We start from the raw sequence: 13,960 nt of genomic DNA on the forward strand, positions 1-13,960 counted from the left end.
GTTGTTTTTAGATTGTTGGCTTATCGTTCTCTCAGTGCCGACTGCTTAGCCCTCAAGATGGGTTTCAGCAAGTAGTCTAGGACACTTTTTTTACCAGTAATGATATCTGCACTGGCTAACATACCGGGGATGATGGGAAGTGCGTTTAGCTCATCGCCCAGATAACTCTTCTCGGTTCGTACTCGCACCAGATAGAAGGAGTTGCCCTCCTCATCCTGGATCGAGTCGGCGCTTATCTGTTCAACCTTTCCATGTAAACCTCCATAAACAGTGAAATCATAAGCGGTTATCTTGACCACGGCCTCCAATCCGGGTCTCAGGAACGCGATATCCTTGGGCGACACCTTGGCTTCGACCAGCAGGGTATCTTCCAGCGGTACTATCTCCATCAGATCCATGCCGGGCTGGACGACGCCTCCCAGGGTATTGATCTTGAGTTTCTTGATGGTGCCCTTGAGGGGCGCGATCACACTGGTTCGATCGACTCTGTCCCGCAGGCCGACCTGGCCCTCGGACAACTGACTGAGCTTGCCCTGCCGCTCATTGAGCTCGGTCTGGGAGTCGGCTCTGAATTTCAGGGCGATATCGTTGCGCTTGGAGATGGTCTCCCGCAGCACCGAGTTGAGCTTGGGGATGAGCAGGCGGTTCGCCTCCAGCTCACCCTGCATCTCGTTGACCTGCCGCTCGAGCTTTATTAGCTCCACTTGAGGAACTATACCCTCTTTTGCGAGGGGACGGCTGATGTTGAGCTCCTGACGAGCGAGATCCACGCTGCGGCCCACCGTCCTGATCTTGGCGTTGAGCTCTATGGTTTCCTGCTCTTTCTGCTCGATCTGCTGCCCCAGAATGTAAAGCTGGTTCTTGAGGTTGTTGAGCCTCGCCTCCTGCACCGATTTTTCACGGGCGGCATATTCGGCGAACACGTTCTCGTACCCTTCGGGAAATTCGATGGGCTGCTTGTCGATGACCACCTGCTCACGCCAGCCCAGATTGGGCTCGCTCTTGACCACCACGCTGCGGATCTCGGCACGCAGGCGGGCGATGTCCCCCTTCAGGGTCACCAGCTCCTGCTCCCGTTCGCGAAAATCGGACTTGAAGCGGGTGTCGTCGATGCGCAGCAGAGGCTGCCCCTTCTCGACGATGTCCCCCTCCTTGACGAAGATCTCCTTGACGATCCCCCCTTCCAGGTTCTGGATCACCTGCAGCTGGCGAGACGGGATCACCTTGCCCTGGCCGACGGTGACCTCGTCAAGCTCGGCCCAGGCGGCCCAGACGATGGCGCTCATGAAAAACAGGAAGCAGGCCCAGAGCAGCACCCTGGCGCGGGTCGGCGTCGTCAGCAAGACGGCCGCGGCGCCATCGTCCACGTATTCCAGGTGCTCGGGGGCGGGCAAGACGGTATCGGGAGCCGACTTCTTGAACCAGTTGTTAGCCATGAGCCGTCTCCTGCACCCGCACCTTACCTTCCTTCAATTGTTGCAGCACCACCTCTTTGGGGCCGTCCGCCACTATCTTGCCCTGCTCCACGACGATGACCCGGGAGGCGACGTCCAGCATGGAGGTCTTGTGGGTGATGAGGATCAGGGTGGTCTCGGGCCCCAGCCGCGCCAGCTCCTGCTTGACGTGCATCTCCGACTGGTTGTCCATGTTGGACGTCGGTTCGTCCATCACCAGAATGGGGGGATCGTTGAGCAGGGCCCGGGCCAGCAGTATGGCCTGACGCTGGCCGCCGGAGAGCTGACGCCCCCCCTCGCCGATCTGCCTGTCGAGGCCATTGGGATCCCGGTTGGTAAAGTTGGTCACCCCGGCCCGCTTGGCCGCGCGCAGGACACGGGCGTCGTCCACCAGGGGATTGCCCAGCATGATGTTGTCCCGCACCGAGCCAAAGAAGAGGGTCACGTCCTGCGGTACGCAGCCGATGTTGCGGCGAATGGCGGTCGGCGGCAGCTGATCCAGCTCGAAGCCGTCGAGACGCACCAGCCCGTCCGTGGGGCGATAGAGCCCCATCAGCAACTTCTCCAGGGTGGTCTTGCCCGCGCCTATCCGGCCTATGATGGCGACCTTCTCGCCCGGCTCGATACGCAGGTTGATGTTGTGCAGGGTGCTGCTCTCCATGCCCGGATACTTGAAGGAGACGTTCTCGAACTCGATGCGCCCCTGGATGACAGGATGGTGGATGTACTGCCTGCCCTCCTCCTGCTCGCCCGGCGTCATCATGATCTTCTCCAGGATCTCCAGGGCAGACTTGGCCTGGTTATAGCGGGTCGAGAGAACGGAGAGCTGTACCATGGGGGCGATGGCGCGGCTCGACAGCATCACGGCCGCGATCATTCCCCCCATGGTCACCAGCCCTTCCGAGATCTGGTAGACGCCGACGATGACGAGTCCCACCGTCACCACCTGCTGGATGTAGCTCGCGAGCGACGACATGGAGTTGGTGATACGCCGGGTCTGCACACCCCAGGTCGAAATATGGGATACCGCCTGCTCCCAGCGATGCTGGAACATGCTCTCGGCCCCGAAAATCTTCACGGTCTCGAGGCCAGAGATGCTCTCGATGAGGTTGGCATTCTTCTGGGAGGCGAGGCGTGACCCCTCCTCGATGGACTGCTTCAGCGGTGCCTGGATATAGAAGCTGTACGCCACCAGGATCAGGATGGCGACGATGGGCACCACCACCATGACGCCGGCGAAGATCCAGATGATGAACAGGAAGAAGATGGCGAACGGCAGATCGATCAGGGTGGAAACGGTGGCCGACGTGAAGAACTCCCGCACGGACTCGAACTCCTGGAGGTGCTTGGCAAAGGCACCGGTCGAGGCAGGACGGGATTCCATCTTCATCCCCATCACCTTGGCGAAGATCTTGGCCGACAGCAGCACGTCGGATTTCTTGCCGGCGATGTCGATGAAGTAGCTGCGCAGCTGGCGCATCACGAAATCGAAGGTAAATACCACCATGGCCCCGACGGCCAATACCCAGAGGGAGTCGAATGCCAGATTCGGCACTATCTTGTCGTACACGTTCATGGTGAACAGGGGGCTGGCCACCGCAAACAGGTTGATGAGGATAGAGGCTATCAGCACGTCTCGGTAGATGCCCCGGGATTCGAACAGCGTGCTCCAGAACCAGTGACCGTCGCGGGTTTCCAGCACCTTGGGGGAGCGCTCGTCGAACTTGAACTGCCGCTTGACGTAAAACAGGCGACCGCTGTACTCGTCTCCCAGCTGGGCAGTGCTGACCCACTGGGCTGCATCCCCGGCCTGGGGAAAGATCACCTTGCCCTGGCTTCGGTCTTCATTCCATTCCAGCAGGATGCAGGCGCCGCCATGACGCGTCTGCAGGACGCAGGGCAACAGCAGGGAGGAGATCTGATCGAGCGGCTGGATCACCTCGCGGGCGGAGAGGCCGCCACGCTCGGCGGCACGGCTGAAGAGTGCCGTGCTCAGGCGACCGGAGACCAGCGGCAAGCCAGTGGTCAGGGCATCCTGGCTGTTGGGCACCCCATAAAAGCGGGTCAAAAAGACCAGGCACTCCAATAGCTCATCTATATGGCTGGTTTCTGCTTGCATAGCATCCCATCAAAACATGATTCGGAAGGTTGTCGGTCATCATCACCCGGAATCTGGCGCGTTTCATGAATGCAGGCAGCGACTCCGCCACAAACCGACAACCCAATTAGCGCACGGGGCAGTGGCACAAAGCCCACTGCCAGACTCCCACATCGTCATGCCGGGAAGGAATGGACATGCAGGGCGCTCGGTGTCATCGGGGAAGCTGCCACCCAGTGCGAAGAGATCCCGCCCGGTACATAAACCGCAAAGAGTTATTGATAAACATATCTTTTTTCAAGCCCACCATCTTATCAAGGTGACTTGAACGAAACTATACTGCAAAGACTGAATTTCATCTAATAACCCACTGTTTTTTTGACGAAATTAGAGCCTCAGCTCATTTGAAAGCGGGAGAGAGAAGGGGCGTCCCAGGCGTTGTCCCTGGGGACCGGAGCGAGCCAGTTCGGCGGCGATCTCGGTCATGGCGGTCCAGCGGTTCTCGCACCAGGCGGGTGCCAACAGGGTCGGGCGGCGCGCCGAGGCCGAGACGCGGTGATAGACCACCTCGGGGGGCGTGTGCTGGATCATGGCGACCGCCGCTGCCACATACTGCGCCAGAGTGAGCACATCCAGCCGTCCCGCCTGCCACGCCTTGCCGAGGGTACTGCCCTGTACCACGTGCAGCGGATGCAGCTTGATCCCCTCCACCCCCGTCTCCACGACGCGGTGCAGGGTCTCCAGGCTCTCCATGGCCGCCTCCCCCGGCAGACCGACTATAAGGTGGGCGCAGACCTTGATGCCGCGCAGATGGGCTCGCCGCACCGCATCCGCATAGGCGGCGTAACCGTGTCCCCGGTTGATCCTTTGCAGGGTCTTGTCGTTGGCACTCTGCAGCCCCAGCTCCAGCCATACCTCGTAACCCCGGGCCTGGTAGCCCGCCAGCAGATCCAGCACCGCATCCGGCACGCAGTCAGGGCGGGTGCCGACGCAGAGTCCCACCATGTCGCTCACCGACAGCGCCTCTTCATACATGCGCCGCAGATATTCCACTTCCGCATAGGTGCTGGTATAGGCCTGAAAATAGGCGAGATAGCGCTTGGCGCGGGTCACTTCGTCCCGGCGGGCCAGCAGTTGCTGCACCACGGAGAGCTGCTGGGCCGACTCGTCGGCGAAGGAGGAGACATTGCAGAAGGTGCAGCCGCCGCGCCCCAGGGTGCCGTCCCGGTTCGGGCAGGTGAAGGCGCCGTGAATGGAGAGTTTGTGGATCTTCTGGCCGTGACGCTGCTTGAGGTCCTGGCCGAATGTATTGACGAGTTCGTGTAACTGCATGACACCTCCGAGATGAGGCGCCATTTTAGCGGTACGCACCGCCGGGCAGGCTGAGCTGGATCAAGCCAGGCCCTTCCCTAAAATCATATAAATATTCACGCCGAGTGCGATAAATACCCAACAAAGGGCTTTTGCGGCTACTTTTGGAAACCACCCCTACCAGGAAAAACGGGAAAAAAGAGAAAACCAGACTCCCCTAACCGGCTGTTAGCACTGAAAAAATCTTGATTAGCTCGCATATGGACAAATGCAAGATGCAGGATCTCGAAATGTGATCCCCGCCAAGCCCAGGCAGAAGGAATTTGTAAAATTACTACAGTTCTGCGCCACGATGCAGTCAACCACCAAAGTCACCATCGCCAGCATATATGACTAATAAACAAAACAATCTCAGCATTAAATACATAAAAATACTGTTTGAGTCTCTAAAGCCCACATTTTGTTATGGCGATGTAACATTGCAAACAGGCGGGATGTCCAATTGACCTTGCTCGAAAATCCCATTAGTTTGGAGATTCGCCACCTCAGGCGGACGGAACCACAAGAGCCAATCGCAATTTATGCAATCTGTTGATGACAGTGCGATGGAAGGCCGAGCAAGGGAGAAATGCAATGTCACTATATGATCCAAAGCTGGAGAGGGATAACTGTGGCTTCGGCCTGTTGGCCCACATGGAAGGGGAAGCCAGCCACAAGCTTGTCCGTCTCGCGATGTCAGCCTTGGCTCGCATGCAGCACCGCGGCGGCATCTCCGCCGATGGCAAGACCGGCGACGGCTGCGGCCTGTTGCTGCAAAAACCCGACAGCTTCTTCAGAGCCGTCGCCGAAGAGAAGGGATGGCACCTGGGCCGCAACTACGCGGTCGGCATGCTGTTCCTGAACCCGGACCCCGTCCTGGCCCAGGCCACTCGCGACATCATCGACGAGGAGCTGGAAAAAGAGACCCTGAGTCTGGTCGGTTGGCGCAAGGTGCCCATCGATACCAATGTACTCGGCACCATCGCCAAGGCCTCCCTGCCCAGCATCGAACAGGTCTTTGTCAACGCCCCCCCGGGCTGGGTCGACAAGGATCTCGAGCGCCGCCTCTATATAGTGCGCCGCCGCATCGAGAAGCGCATCAGCGACGACTACTTCTACGTGGTCAGCCTCTCCAACCTGGTCACCGTCTATAAAGGGCTGTGCATGCCGGTGGATTTGCCGCGCTTCTATCTGGATCTCGCCGACATCCGCATGCAGGCGGCCATCTGCGTGTTCCACCAGCGTTTCTCCACCAATACCAGCCCGCGCTGGCCGCTGGCGCAACCGTTCCGCTACCTCGCCCACAACGGCGAGATCAACACCATCGCCGGCAACCGCCAGTGGGCCAAGGCGCGCAGCTACAAGTTCGCGACCCCGCTGATCCCGGATCTGCAGGAGGCGGCCCCCTTCGTCAACACCACGGGATCGGATTCCTCCAGTCTCGACAACATGCTGGATCTCTTCCTGGCCGGCGGCATGGACCTGTTCCGCGCCATGCGCCTCTTGATCCCGCCTGCGTGGCAGAAGCACCCGAACATGGATGACGACCTGCGCGCCTTCTACGACTTCAACTCCATGCACATGGAGCCCTGGGACGGCCCGGCCGGCATTGTCATGACCGACGGCCGCTACGCCACCTGCGCGCTCGACCGCAACGGCCTGCGTCCGGCCCGCTACGTCATCACCAAGGACAAGTTCATCACCCTCGCCTCCGAAGTGGGTACCTGGGACTACACCCCGGACGAGGTGCTGGAGAAGGGCCGGGTCGGCCCGGGCGAGCTATTCGTGGTCGATACTAGCAACGGCAAGATCTGGACCAGCTTCGAGATCGACGACGACCTCAAGAGCCGCCACACCTACAAGCAGTGGATGGACAAGCACTGCAAGCGCCTGGTGCCGTTCGAGCAGATGGACGACGCCAGCACCGGTGCCCGCGAGTTCCCGGACGACCGCCTCAAGACCTATCAGAAGCTGTTCGGCTACTCCTATGAGGAACTGGACCAGGTGATCCGCGTGCTCGGCGAGAATGGCCAGGAGGCGGTGGGCTCCATGGGGGACGACACTCCCATGGCGGTGCTCTCCTCCAGTCAGCGCACCCTGTACGACTACTTCCGCCAGATGTTCGCCCAGGTGACCAACCCCCCCATCGATCCCCTGCGGGAAAACCACGTCATGTCCCTGGCCACCTGTATCGGCCGCGAACAGAACGTGTTCAACGAGACCTTCGGTCACGCCCACCGGGTGCTGTTCCAGTCGCCGATCCTGCTCTACTCCGACTTCCACCAACTGCTGGCCCTGGAAGGGGAGCACTATCGCCATGCGGTGTTGAGCCTCAACTACCAACCCGAAGAGGGGCTGCAATCCGCCCTGGAGCGCCTGTGCGAAGAGGCCAAGACCGCGGCCCGCAGCGGTACAGTGCTGCTGGTGCTGTCGGATCGGGACATCAGTCCGGACACCCTGCCCATCCCGGCCGCCATGGCGGTGGGGGCGGTGCAGCGTACCCTGGTGGACAACAACCTGCGCTGTGACGCCAACATCCTGGTGGAGACCGCGAGCGTGCGCGACCCGCATCACTTCGCCGTGCTGCTGGGCTTCGGTGCCACCGCCATCTACCCCTATCTCGCCTACGAGACCCTCGCCAAACAGGTAGAAGAAGGCGTGCTCAAGATGAGCCTGCGCCAGGCCATGCTGAACTACCGCAACGGCATCAACAAGGGCCTCTACAAGGTGATGTCCAAGATGGGCATCAGCACGGTGGCGAGCTACCGCTGCTCCCAGCTGTTCGAGGCCGTGGGTCTGTCCAGCTCCGTGGTGGAGCTCTGCTTCCGCGGCGTGTCGAGCCGCATCCAGGGGGCCGACTTTGCCGACATCCAGCAGGATCAGGTGAACCTGGCCCGTCAGGCCTGGCTCGGACGCAAGCCGCTGACCCAGGGTGGCCTCTTGAAATTCGTCCACGGCGGCGAGTACCACACCTACAACCCGGACGTGGTGCAGACCCTGCAAGTGGCGGTGCGCTCCGGCAACTACGCCGATTACAAGGAGTACGCCCGCCTGGTGAACGAGCGCCCGGTGGCGACCCTGCGCGACCTGCTGGTGCTCAGGAAGGGGACCACCCCGGTGGCGCTGGATCAGGTCGAGCCTGCGGCCAAGCTGTTCCCCCGCTTCGACTCCGCCGCCATGTCCATCGGCGCCCTCGGCCCTGAAGCCCACGAGGCCCTGGCCATCGCCATGAACCGCCTCGGCGGTCAGAGCAACTCCGGCGAAGGCGGCGAGGATCCCAAGCGCTTCGGCACCGAGAAGAATTCGCGCATCAAGCAGGTGGCCTCGGGTCGCTTCGGGGTCACCCCCCACTACCTGATGAACGCGGACGTGGTGCAGATCAAGGTGGCCCAGGGCGCCAAGCCCGGCGAGGGTGGCCAGCTGCCCGGTGACAAGGTGACGGCCCAGATAGCCAAGCTGCGCTACTCCGTGCCCGGCGTGACCCTGATCTCGCCGCCGCCCCACCACGACATCTACTCCATCGAGGACTTGGCCCAGCTCATCTTCGACATCAAGCAGATCAACCCGAACTGCCTGGTGTCGGTGAAACTGGTCTCCGAGCCCGGCGTCGGCACCATCGCCTGCGGCGTGGCCAAGGCCTATGCGGACTTCATCACCGTCTCCGGCTATGACGGCGGCACCGGCGCGAGCCCGCTCACCTCGGTCAAATACGCCGGTTCCCCCTGGGAGCTGGGGCTGGCCGAAACCCAGCAGGCCCTGGTCGCCAACGGCCTGCGCCACAAGGTGCGGCTGCAGGTGGACGGTGGTCTCAAGACCGGTCTCGACATCATCAAGGCGGCCATCCTCGGCGCCGAGAGCTTCGGCTTTGGCACCGGCCCCATGGTGGCGCTCGGCTGCAAATACCTGCGTATCTGCCACCTGAACAACTGCGCCACCGGCGTCGCCACTCAGGATGAGAAGCTGCGCCGCGAACACTTCACCGGCCTGCCGGAGATGGTGATGAACTACTTCAAGTTCATCGCCGAGGAGACCCGCGAGCTGATGGCCGAGCTCGGCGTCACCCAGCTCACCGACCTTATCGGCCGCACCGACTTGCTGGAAGCCCTGCCCGGCCTCACCGCCCGTCAGGCCAAGCTGGACTTGTCCGGCGTGCTGGCGACCCCGGTGGCACCGGCAGGCTCCAGCCTGTTCAGCCAGCAGCACAACCCCACCTTCGACAAGGGGCCGCTGAACCTCAAGATGGTGGAGGACCTGCTGGATGCCGTCGAGAACATGAGTGGTGGCGAGTTCCGCTACGACATCCGCAACACCGACCGCTCCGTGGGGGCGCGCCTCTCCGGCGAGATAGTGAAACGCCACGGCAACCAGGGCATGGCGGCCGATCCGGTCAAGGTGCACTTCAACGGCACAGCCGGTCAGAGCTTCGGCGTCTGGAACGCGGGTGGCCTCGAGATGATCCTCACCGGGGACGCCAACGACTACGTGGGCAAGGGGATGACCGGCGGCAAGCTGGTGATCAAGCCCCACGTCGGCGTGGCGTTCAAATCCCACGAGGCGGCCATCATCGGCAACACCTGCCTCTACGGCGCCACCGGCGGCAAGCTCTATGCCGCAGGCACTGCCGGCGAGCGTTTCGCGGTGCGCAACTCAGGGGCCCTGGCGGTGGTCGAGGGGATCGGTGACAACGGCTGTGAATACATGACAGGCGGCATCGTCACCGTGCTCGGCAAGACCGGCGTCAACTTCGCGGCGGGCATGACAGGCGGCTTCGCCTACGTGCTCGACGAGTGCGGCAACTTTGCCAAGCGCACCAACCCCGAGCTGGTCGAACTGCTGGAGGTGGCGGATCTCGCCATCCACCAGGAGCACCTGCGCGGCATCATCACGGCGCACCTCAACGAGACAGGCAGCTCGCGCGCCGAGGAGATCCTGGCCAACTTCGACTCCTATGTGCCCAAGTTCAGGCTGATCAAACCCAAGTCCAGCGACGTCAAATCGCTGCTTGGCCACACCAGCCGTTCCAGTGCAGAACTCAGAATCCAGGCGCAATAAGGAGGGAACCCTATGAGCCAGAACGTATTCCAGTTTATCGATGTCCAGCGGGTCGACCCGCCCAAGAAGCCGCTCAAGATCCGCAAGATCCAGTTTGTGGAGATCTACGAGCCCTTCAACCAGGCCCAGGTCGGCATGCAGGCGGATCGCTGCCTCGACTGCGGCAACCCCTATTGCGAGTGGAAGTGCCCGGTCCACAACTACATCCCCAACTGGCTGAAACTGGCCAACGAGGGGCGCATCCTGGAGGCGGTGGAGCTCTCCCACCAGACCAACAGCCTGCCGGAGGTGTGCGGCCGCGTCTGCCCGCAAGACAGACTGTGTGAGGGGGCCTGCACCCTCAACGATCGCTTCGGCGCCGTGACCATAGGCAACATCGAAAAGTACATCACCGACAAGGCGTTCGAGATGGGCTGGCGCCCGGATCTCTCCAAGGTGGTCAAGACCGGCAAGCGGGTCGCCGTCATCGGCGCGGGCCCTGCCGGTCTTGCCTGTGCCGACGTGCTGGCCCGCAACGGCGTGACCCCTGTGGTGTTCGACAAGTACCCGGAGATCGGCGGCCTGCTGACCTTCGGCATCCCCTCCTTCAAGCTGGAGAAAGAGGTGATGCAGCGCCGCCGCGAGATCTTCGAGGGGATGGGGGTGGAGTTTCGTCTCGAGACCGAAGTGGGCCGTGACGTCACCTTCGCAGACCTGCTCGGCGAGTTCGATGCGGTCTTCCTCGGGGTCGGTACCTACAAGTACATGAAGGGCGGCTTCGAGAACGAGAGCGCGCCTGGGGTCTACGACGCCCTGCCCTACCTCATCTCCAACGCCAATCGCTTGCTGGGCTTCGAGCAGGCCCAGGCCGATTACATCGACTTCGCCGGCAAGCAGGTGGTGGTGCTCGGCGGGGGCGATACCGCCATGGACTGCGTGCGCACCGCCATCCGCCAGGGGGCCGATCGGGTGATCTGCGCCTACCGCCGCGACGCCGAGAACATGCCGGGTTCCAAGCGGGAGGTGAAGAACGCCCAGGAGGAAGGGGTGGAATTCATGTTCAACCTGCAGCCGGTCGGGGTGGAGCTGGACGCCCAGGGCCGCACCTGCGGCATCAAGGTGGTGAGCACCGAGCTCGGCGAACCCGATGCCAACGGCCGCCGCAATCCGGTAGTCATCAAAGGCTCCGAGCAGGTGCTGCCCGCCGATGCGGTGGTGATGGCGTTCGGCTTCCAGCCCAACCCCCAGCCCTGGATGGCGGAACACGGTGTCGAGCTCGACAGCCGGGATCGCATCAAGGCCCCCGAGAAGGCGGAGTACGCCTTCCAGACCAGCAACCCCAAGGTGTTCGCCGGTGGCGATGCTGTGCGCGGCTCGGATCTGGTGGTGACCGCCATCTACGAGGGCCGCAAGGCCGCCGAAGGGATCATGGACTACCTGGCCGTGTGATCTGCCGTCGCAACCAAGCTGCCATGCAAACAGCCCCGCTCGTGCGGGGCTGTTTCTTTATCTCGCCTTCGTGGGCAGTCGCGGCTAGATGCTCCAGTTCTCCGGCTGCCGTTCGGTCAGGGTGGAGATGTACTCGAAGGTACGGGCTCGCCTGGGGGTCGTGAACATCTGGCGCGCGCTGCCCGTCTCCACCACCTCGCCCCCTTCCAGAAAGATCACCTGCTGGGCTATCTGGGCCGCGAGGCGCAGGTCGTGGGTGGCGATCAGCATGGTGGTACCTTCGCGCGCCAGCTGGCGCAGCACGGCCAGCACCTCCAGCGCCAGCTCGGGATCCAGCGCCGAGGTGGGCTCGTCGCAGAGCAGCATCTTGGGGGATGGCGCCAGCGCCCGGGCAACGGCGACCCGCTGCTGCTGGCCGCCGGAGAGGGTGGCGGGCACCGCCTCGGCCTTGTGCCTGAGCCCCACCTTGTCCAGCAGGGCCAGGCCCCTCGCCCTCGCCTTCTCCCTGGGCCACTTCAAGACGGTCACCAGCCCCTCCATCACGTTCTCCAGCACCGTCATGTGCGGGAACAGCTGAAAGTTCTGGAACACCATGCCGGTCTGCTGGCGCAGAGTCAGCACCTGCTGCCGTGACAGGTGATGGGAGAAGTCGAGCTCGCTTCCCCCCAGCACCAGCTGGCCTGCATCGGGTCGCTCCAGCAGATTCACGCAGCGCAGCAAGGTGCTCTTGCCGCTGCCGGAGGGGCCGATCAGCGCCGTCACCGTGCCGGCGGCCATCGCCAGCCCCACCCCCTTGAGCACGGGCCTGCCACCAAACTGCTTCTCGATACCGCTCAACCGGATCATAGGGCGACCTCCCGGGTCTCTTTGTGGGTCAATCTGCGCTCCAGCCGATCTTGCAACAGGCTGAGCACGGAGCTGAACATCAGGTAGATGAGGGCCGTCTCGATATAGAGGATGAGCGGCTCATAGGTGACGGAGGCGAGGCGCTGGGCCGCCTGGAACAGCTCGGGCACAGTCACCGCCGCCGCCAGCGAGGTGTCTTTGACCAGGGAGATGAAGGTGTTGGAGAGGGGCGGTACAGCGATGCGCGCCGCCTGCGGCAGGATCACCCGTCCCATGGCCTGGGGCCAGTTCATGCCGATGGCGTGGGCCGCCTCCCACTGCCCTTTCGGGATCGCCGCCAGGGTGGCGCGGATGGTCTCCGAGCTGTAGGCGCCGATGTTGAGGGTGAAGCCGATGACGGCGGCGGTGAAGGCATCCAGCACTATGCCGGCGCTCGGCAAGCCGTAGAAGATGAGAAAGAGCTGCACCAGCAGCGGCGTGCCCCGAACAAGCCACACATAGAAGCGAGCCAGGGCCACCAGGGGAGACGGGCCATAGAGCCTGGCCAGGGCCACCAGCAAGCCGAGCAATATTCCCAGCACGAAGGTGATAAGGGTGAGTGGCACGGTAAAAATAAGCCCCGCACTGAGCAGGGGCCAAAAAGAGTCGATCATTAACTGCAACCAGGGAGGCACGTTAATTCTCCTTTATTGTTATTATTCGGCCTGAATATTAATTCGAGACGTCGGTGCCGAAATACTTGACCGATATTTTCTGGTAACTGCCGTCTTGCTTGGCCGTGCGCAGCGCCTGATTGATGGCGGCCAGCAATTCCGGTTGCCCCTTGGCCAGCAGCACGGCGGATTGATCCCCCTTGGCCTCGGTGGCTGCCACCTTCAACTTGGCGTCCGGCTTCTGCTTCTTGAAATCCAGGAAGGAGAGGCTGTCGTTGATGGTGGCATCCACCCGTCCGGTCAGCACCAGCTCCAGGGACTGGTTGAAGCCCTCGGTGGCCACCACCTCGGCCCCCGACGCCTTCGCCAGCTGGGCGAAGTTGCTGGTCAGGGACTGGGAGGATTTCTTGCCCTTCAGATCCGCAAAGCTCTTGATGCTGTCATTGTCGCTGTGCACCACGACCACCGCCTTGGAGGTGATGTAGGGATCTGAAAAATCATACTTTTTCAGCCTCTCCGGCGTGATGGCCACCTCGTTGAGCACCAGATCGTAGCGTTTGGCGTCCACCCCGGCGATGAGGCCGTCCCACTTGCCCTCGACGAACTCGGGCTTCACCCCGAGGCCGCTTGCGATAAGCTCACCAATCTCCACGTCAAAGCCCACCAGCTTGCCGCTCTTGTCGTGGTAGGTAAAAGGGGGGTAGGCCCCTTCGGTGCCAATCTTGATCACCCCGGCGCTCTGGATGGCGGCGAGGCTGGATTGGGCCTGGGCCGAGTTCATCAGGGCCAGCGGCAATGCCGCCAGCAACAACAGCGAACGTACTTTCTTCATGAACCACCTCGTTATATTTATAAATACCCGGAACGCTTGCCAACCAGAATCGGTTGGCGCCATGCAATGGTTATTTTCCAATCCTGCTGCCGCAGCACAGCGATTAATATTTCCACGTCAGTGCCACACATTAATTCGGCTGGCTATCGGCATGGACAAAACATATCGCGAGACGTTTCCTCTCCCAACCATGAAATACGGGGATATTTAGCGAAATAGTGGATAACGCCAAAAAGAGGGCGACACT

Annotated in this window: 8 protein-coding genes; 2 read left to right on the forward strand and 6 right to left on the reverse strand. The window is 61.9% G+C overall.

The features are described from left to right. Nucleotides 1–20: 20 nt before the first annotated feature. The 3 genes from R2B70_RS12125 to R2B70_RS12135 form a co-directional block, all read right to left on the reverse strand. Entirely contained in the window at nt 21–1,436 is a 1,416-nt protein-coding gene (locus R2B70_RS12125; RefSeq protein ID WP_209792847.1) for an HlyD family type I secretion periplasmic adaptor subunit, read from the reverse strand. Continuing rightward, on the reverse strand, nt 1,429–3,573 hold the full coding sequence (locus R2B70_RS12130; protein WP_042078568.1) for a type I secretion system permease/ATPase: 2,145 nt from the start codon (nt 3,571–3,573) through the stop codon (nt 1,429–1,431). The genes R2B70_RS12125 and R2B70_RS12130 overlap by 8 nt, the downstream gene beginning before the upstream one ends. Nucleotides 3,574–3,939: 366 nt before the next feature. Further along, nucleotides 3,940–4,884 (reverse strand): TIGR01212 family radical SAM protein, encoded by a 945-nt coding sequence (locus R2B70_RS12135; RefSeq protein ID WP_318161588.1) that lies wholly within the window; start codon nt 4,882–4,884, stop codon nt 3,940–3,942. A 612-nt stretch (nt 4,885–5,496) separates the two neighbouring features. On the opposite strand from R2B70_RS12135, the gene gltB reads away from it, so the two are divergent. Together gltB and R2B70_RS12145 are read left to right on the forward strand one after the other, a co-directional pair. Beyond that, the gene (gene gltB, locus R2B70_RS12140) at nt 5,497–9,954 is read left to right on the forward strand and encodes a glutamate synthase large subunit (RefSeq protein ID WP_318161589.1); all 4,458 of its coding nucleotides are present in this window, start codon (nt 5,497–5,499) and stop codon (nt 9,952–9,954) included. Between the two features lie 12 nt (nt 9,955–9,966). Continuing rightward, on the forward strand, nt 9,967–11,382 hold the full coding sequence (locus R2B70_RS12145; RefSeq protein ID WP_318161590.1) for an FAD-dependent oxidoreductase: 1,416 nt from the start codon (nt 9,967–9,969) through the stop codon (nt 11,380–11,382). 84 nt (nt 11,383–11,466) lie between these two features. On the opposite strand, the gene R2B70_RS12150 is transcribed toward R2B70_RS12145, so the two are convergent. Genes R2B70_RS12150 through R2B70_RS12160 form a run of 3 tightly spaced genes read right to left on the reverse strand, consistent with a single transcriptional unit; the run spans nt 11,467 to nt 13,713 of the window. Then, on the reverse strand, nt 11,467–12,228 hold the full coding sequence (locus tag R2B70_RS12150) for an amino acid ABC transporter ATP-binding protein (protein WP_318161591.1): 762 nt from the start codon (nt 12,226–12,228) through the stop codon (nt 11,467–11,469). Beyond that, nucleotides 12,225–12,881 carry an amino acid ABC transporter permease gene (locus tag R2B70_RS12155; protein WP_209428977.1) on the reverse strand — a complete coding sequence of 219 codons (657 nt, stop codon included), beginning with the start codon at nt 12,879–12,881 and terminating at the stop codon, nt 12,225–12,227. The genes R2B70_RS12150 and R2B70_RS12155 overlap by 4 nt, the downstream gene beginning before the upstream one ends. Before the next feature lie 58 nt (nt 12,882–12,939). After that, nucleotides 12,940–13,713: an amino acid ABC transporter substrate-binding protein gene (locus R2B70_RS12160; protein WP_042078577.1), complete on the reverse strand. Its 774-nt coding sequence runs from the start codon at nt 13,711–13,713 to the stop codon at nt 12,940–12,942. Nucleotides 13,714–13,960: the final 247 nt, after the last annotated feature.

The sequence above is a fragment of the Aeromonas sp. XH genome (genome assembly GCF_033348475.1).
Lineage (GTDB): Bacteria > Pseudomonadota > Gammaproteobacteria > Enterobacterales > Aeromonadaceae > Aeromonas > Aeromonas sanarellii.

What these genes read in the sequence shown, in the direction of transcription:
- R2B70_RS12125 (WP_209792847.1), bottom strand. Translation starts at nt 1,436, where the DNA reads ATGGCTAACAACTGGTTCAAGAAGTCGGCTCCCGATACCGTCTTGCCC.
- R2B70_RS12130 (WP_042078568.1), bottom strand. Translation starts at nt 3,573, where the DNA reads ATGCAAGCAGAAACCAGCCATATAGATGAGCTATTGGAGTGCCTGGTC.
- R2B70_RS12135 (WP_318161588.1), bottom strand. Translation starts at nt 4,884, where the DNA reads ATGCAGTTACACGAACTCGTCAATACATTCGGCCAGGACCTCAAGCAG.
- gltB (WP_318161589.1), top strand. Translation starts at nt 5,497, where the DNA reads ATGTCACTATATGATCCAAAGCTGGAGAGGGATAACTGTGGCTTCGGC.
- R2B70_RS12145 (WP_318161590.1), top strand. Translation starts at nt 9,967, where the DNA reads ATGAGCCAGAACGTATTCCAGTTTATCGATGTCCAGCGGGTCGACCCG.
- R2B70_RS12150 (WP_318161591.1), bottom strand. Translation starts at nt 12,228, where the DNA reads ATGATCCGGTTGAGCGGTATCGAGAAGCAGTTTGGTGGCAGGCCCGTG.
- R2B70_RS12155 (WP_209428977.1), bottom strand. Translation starts at nt 12,881, where the DNA reads ATGATCGACTCTTTTTGGCCCCTGCTCAGTGCGGGGCTTATTTTTACC.
- R2B70_RS12160 (WP_042078577.1), bottom strand. Translation starts at nt 13,713, where the DNA reads ATGAAGAAAGTACGTTCGCTGTTGTTGCTGGCGGCATTGCCGCTGGCC.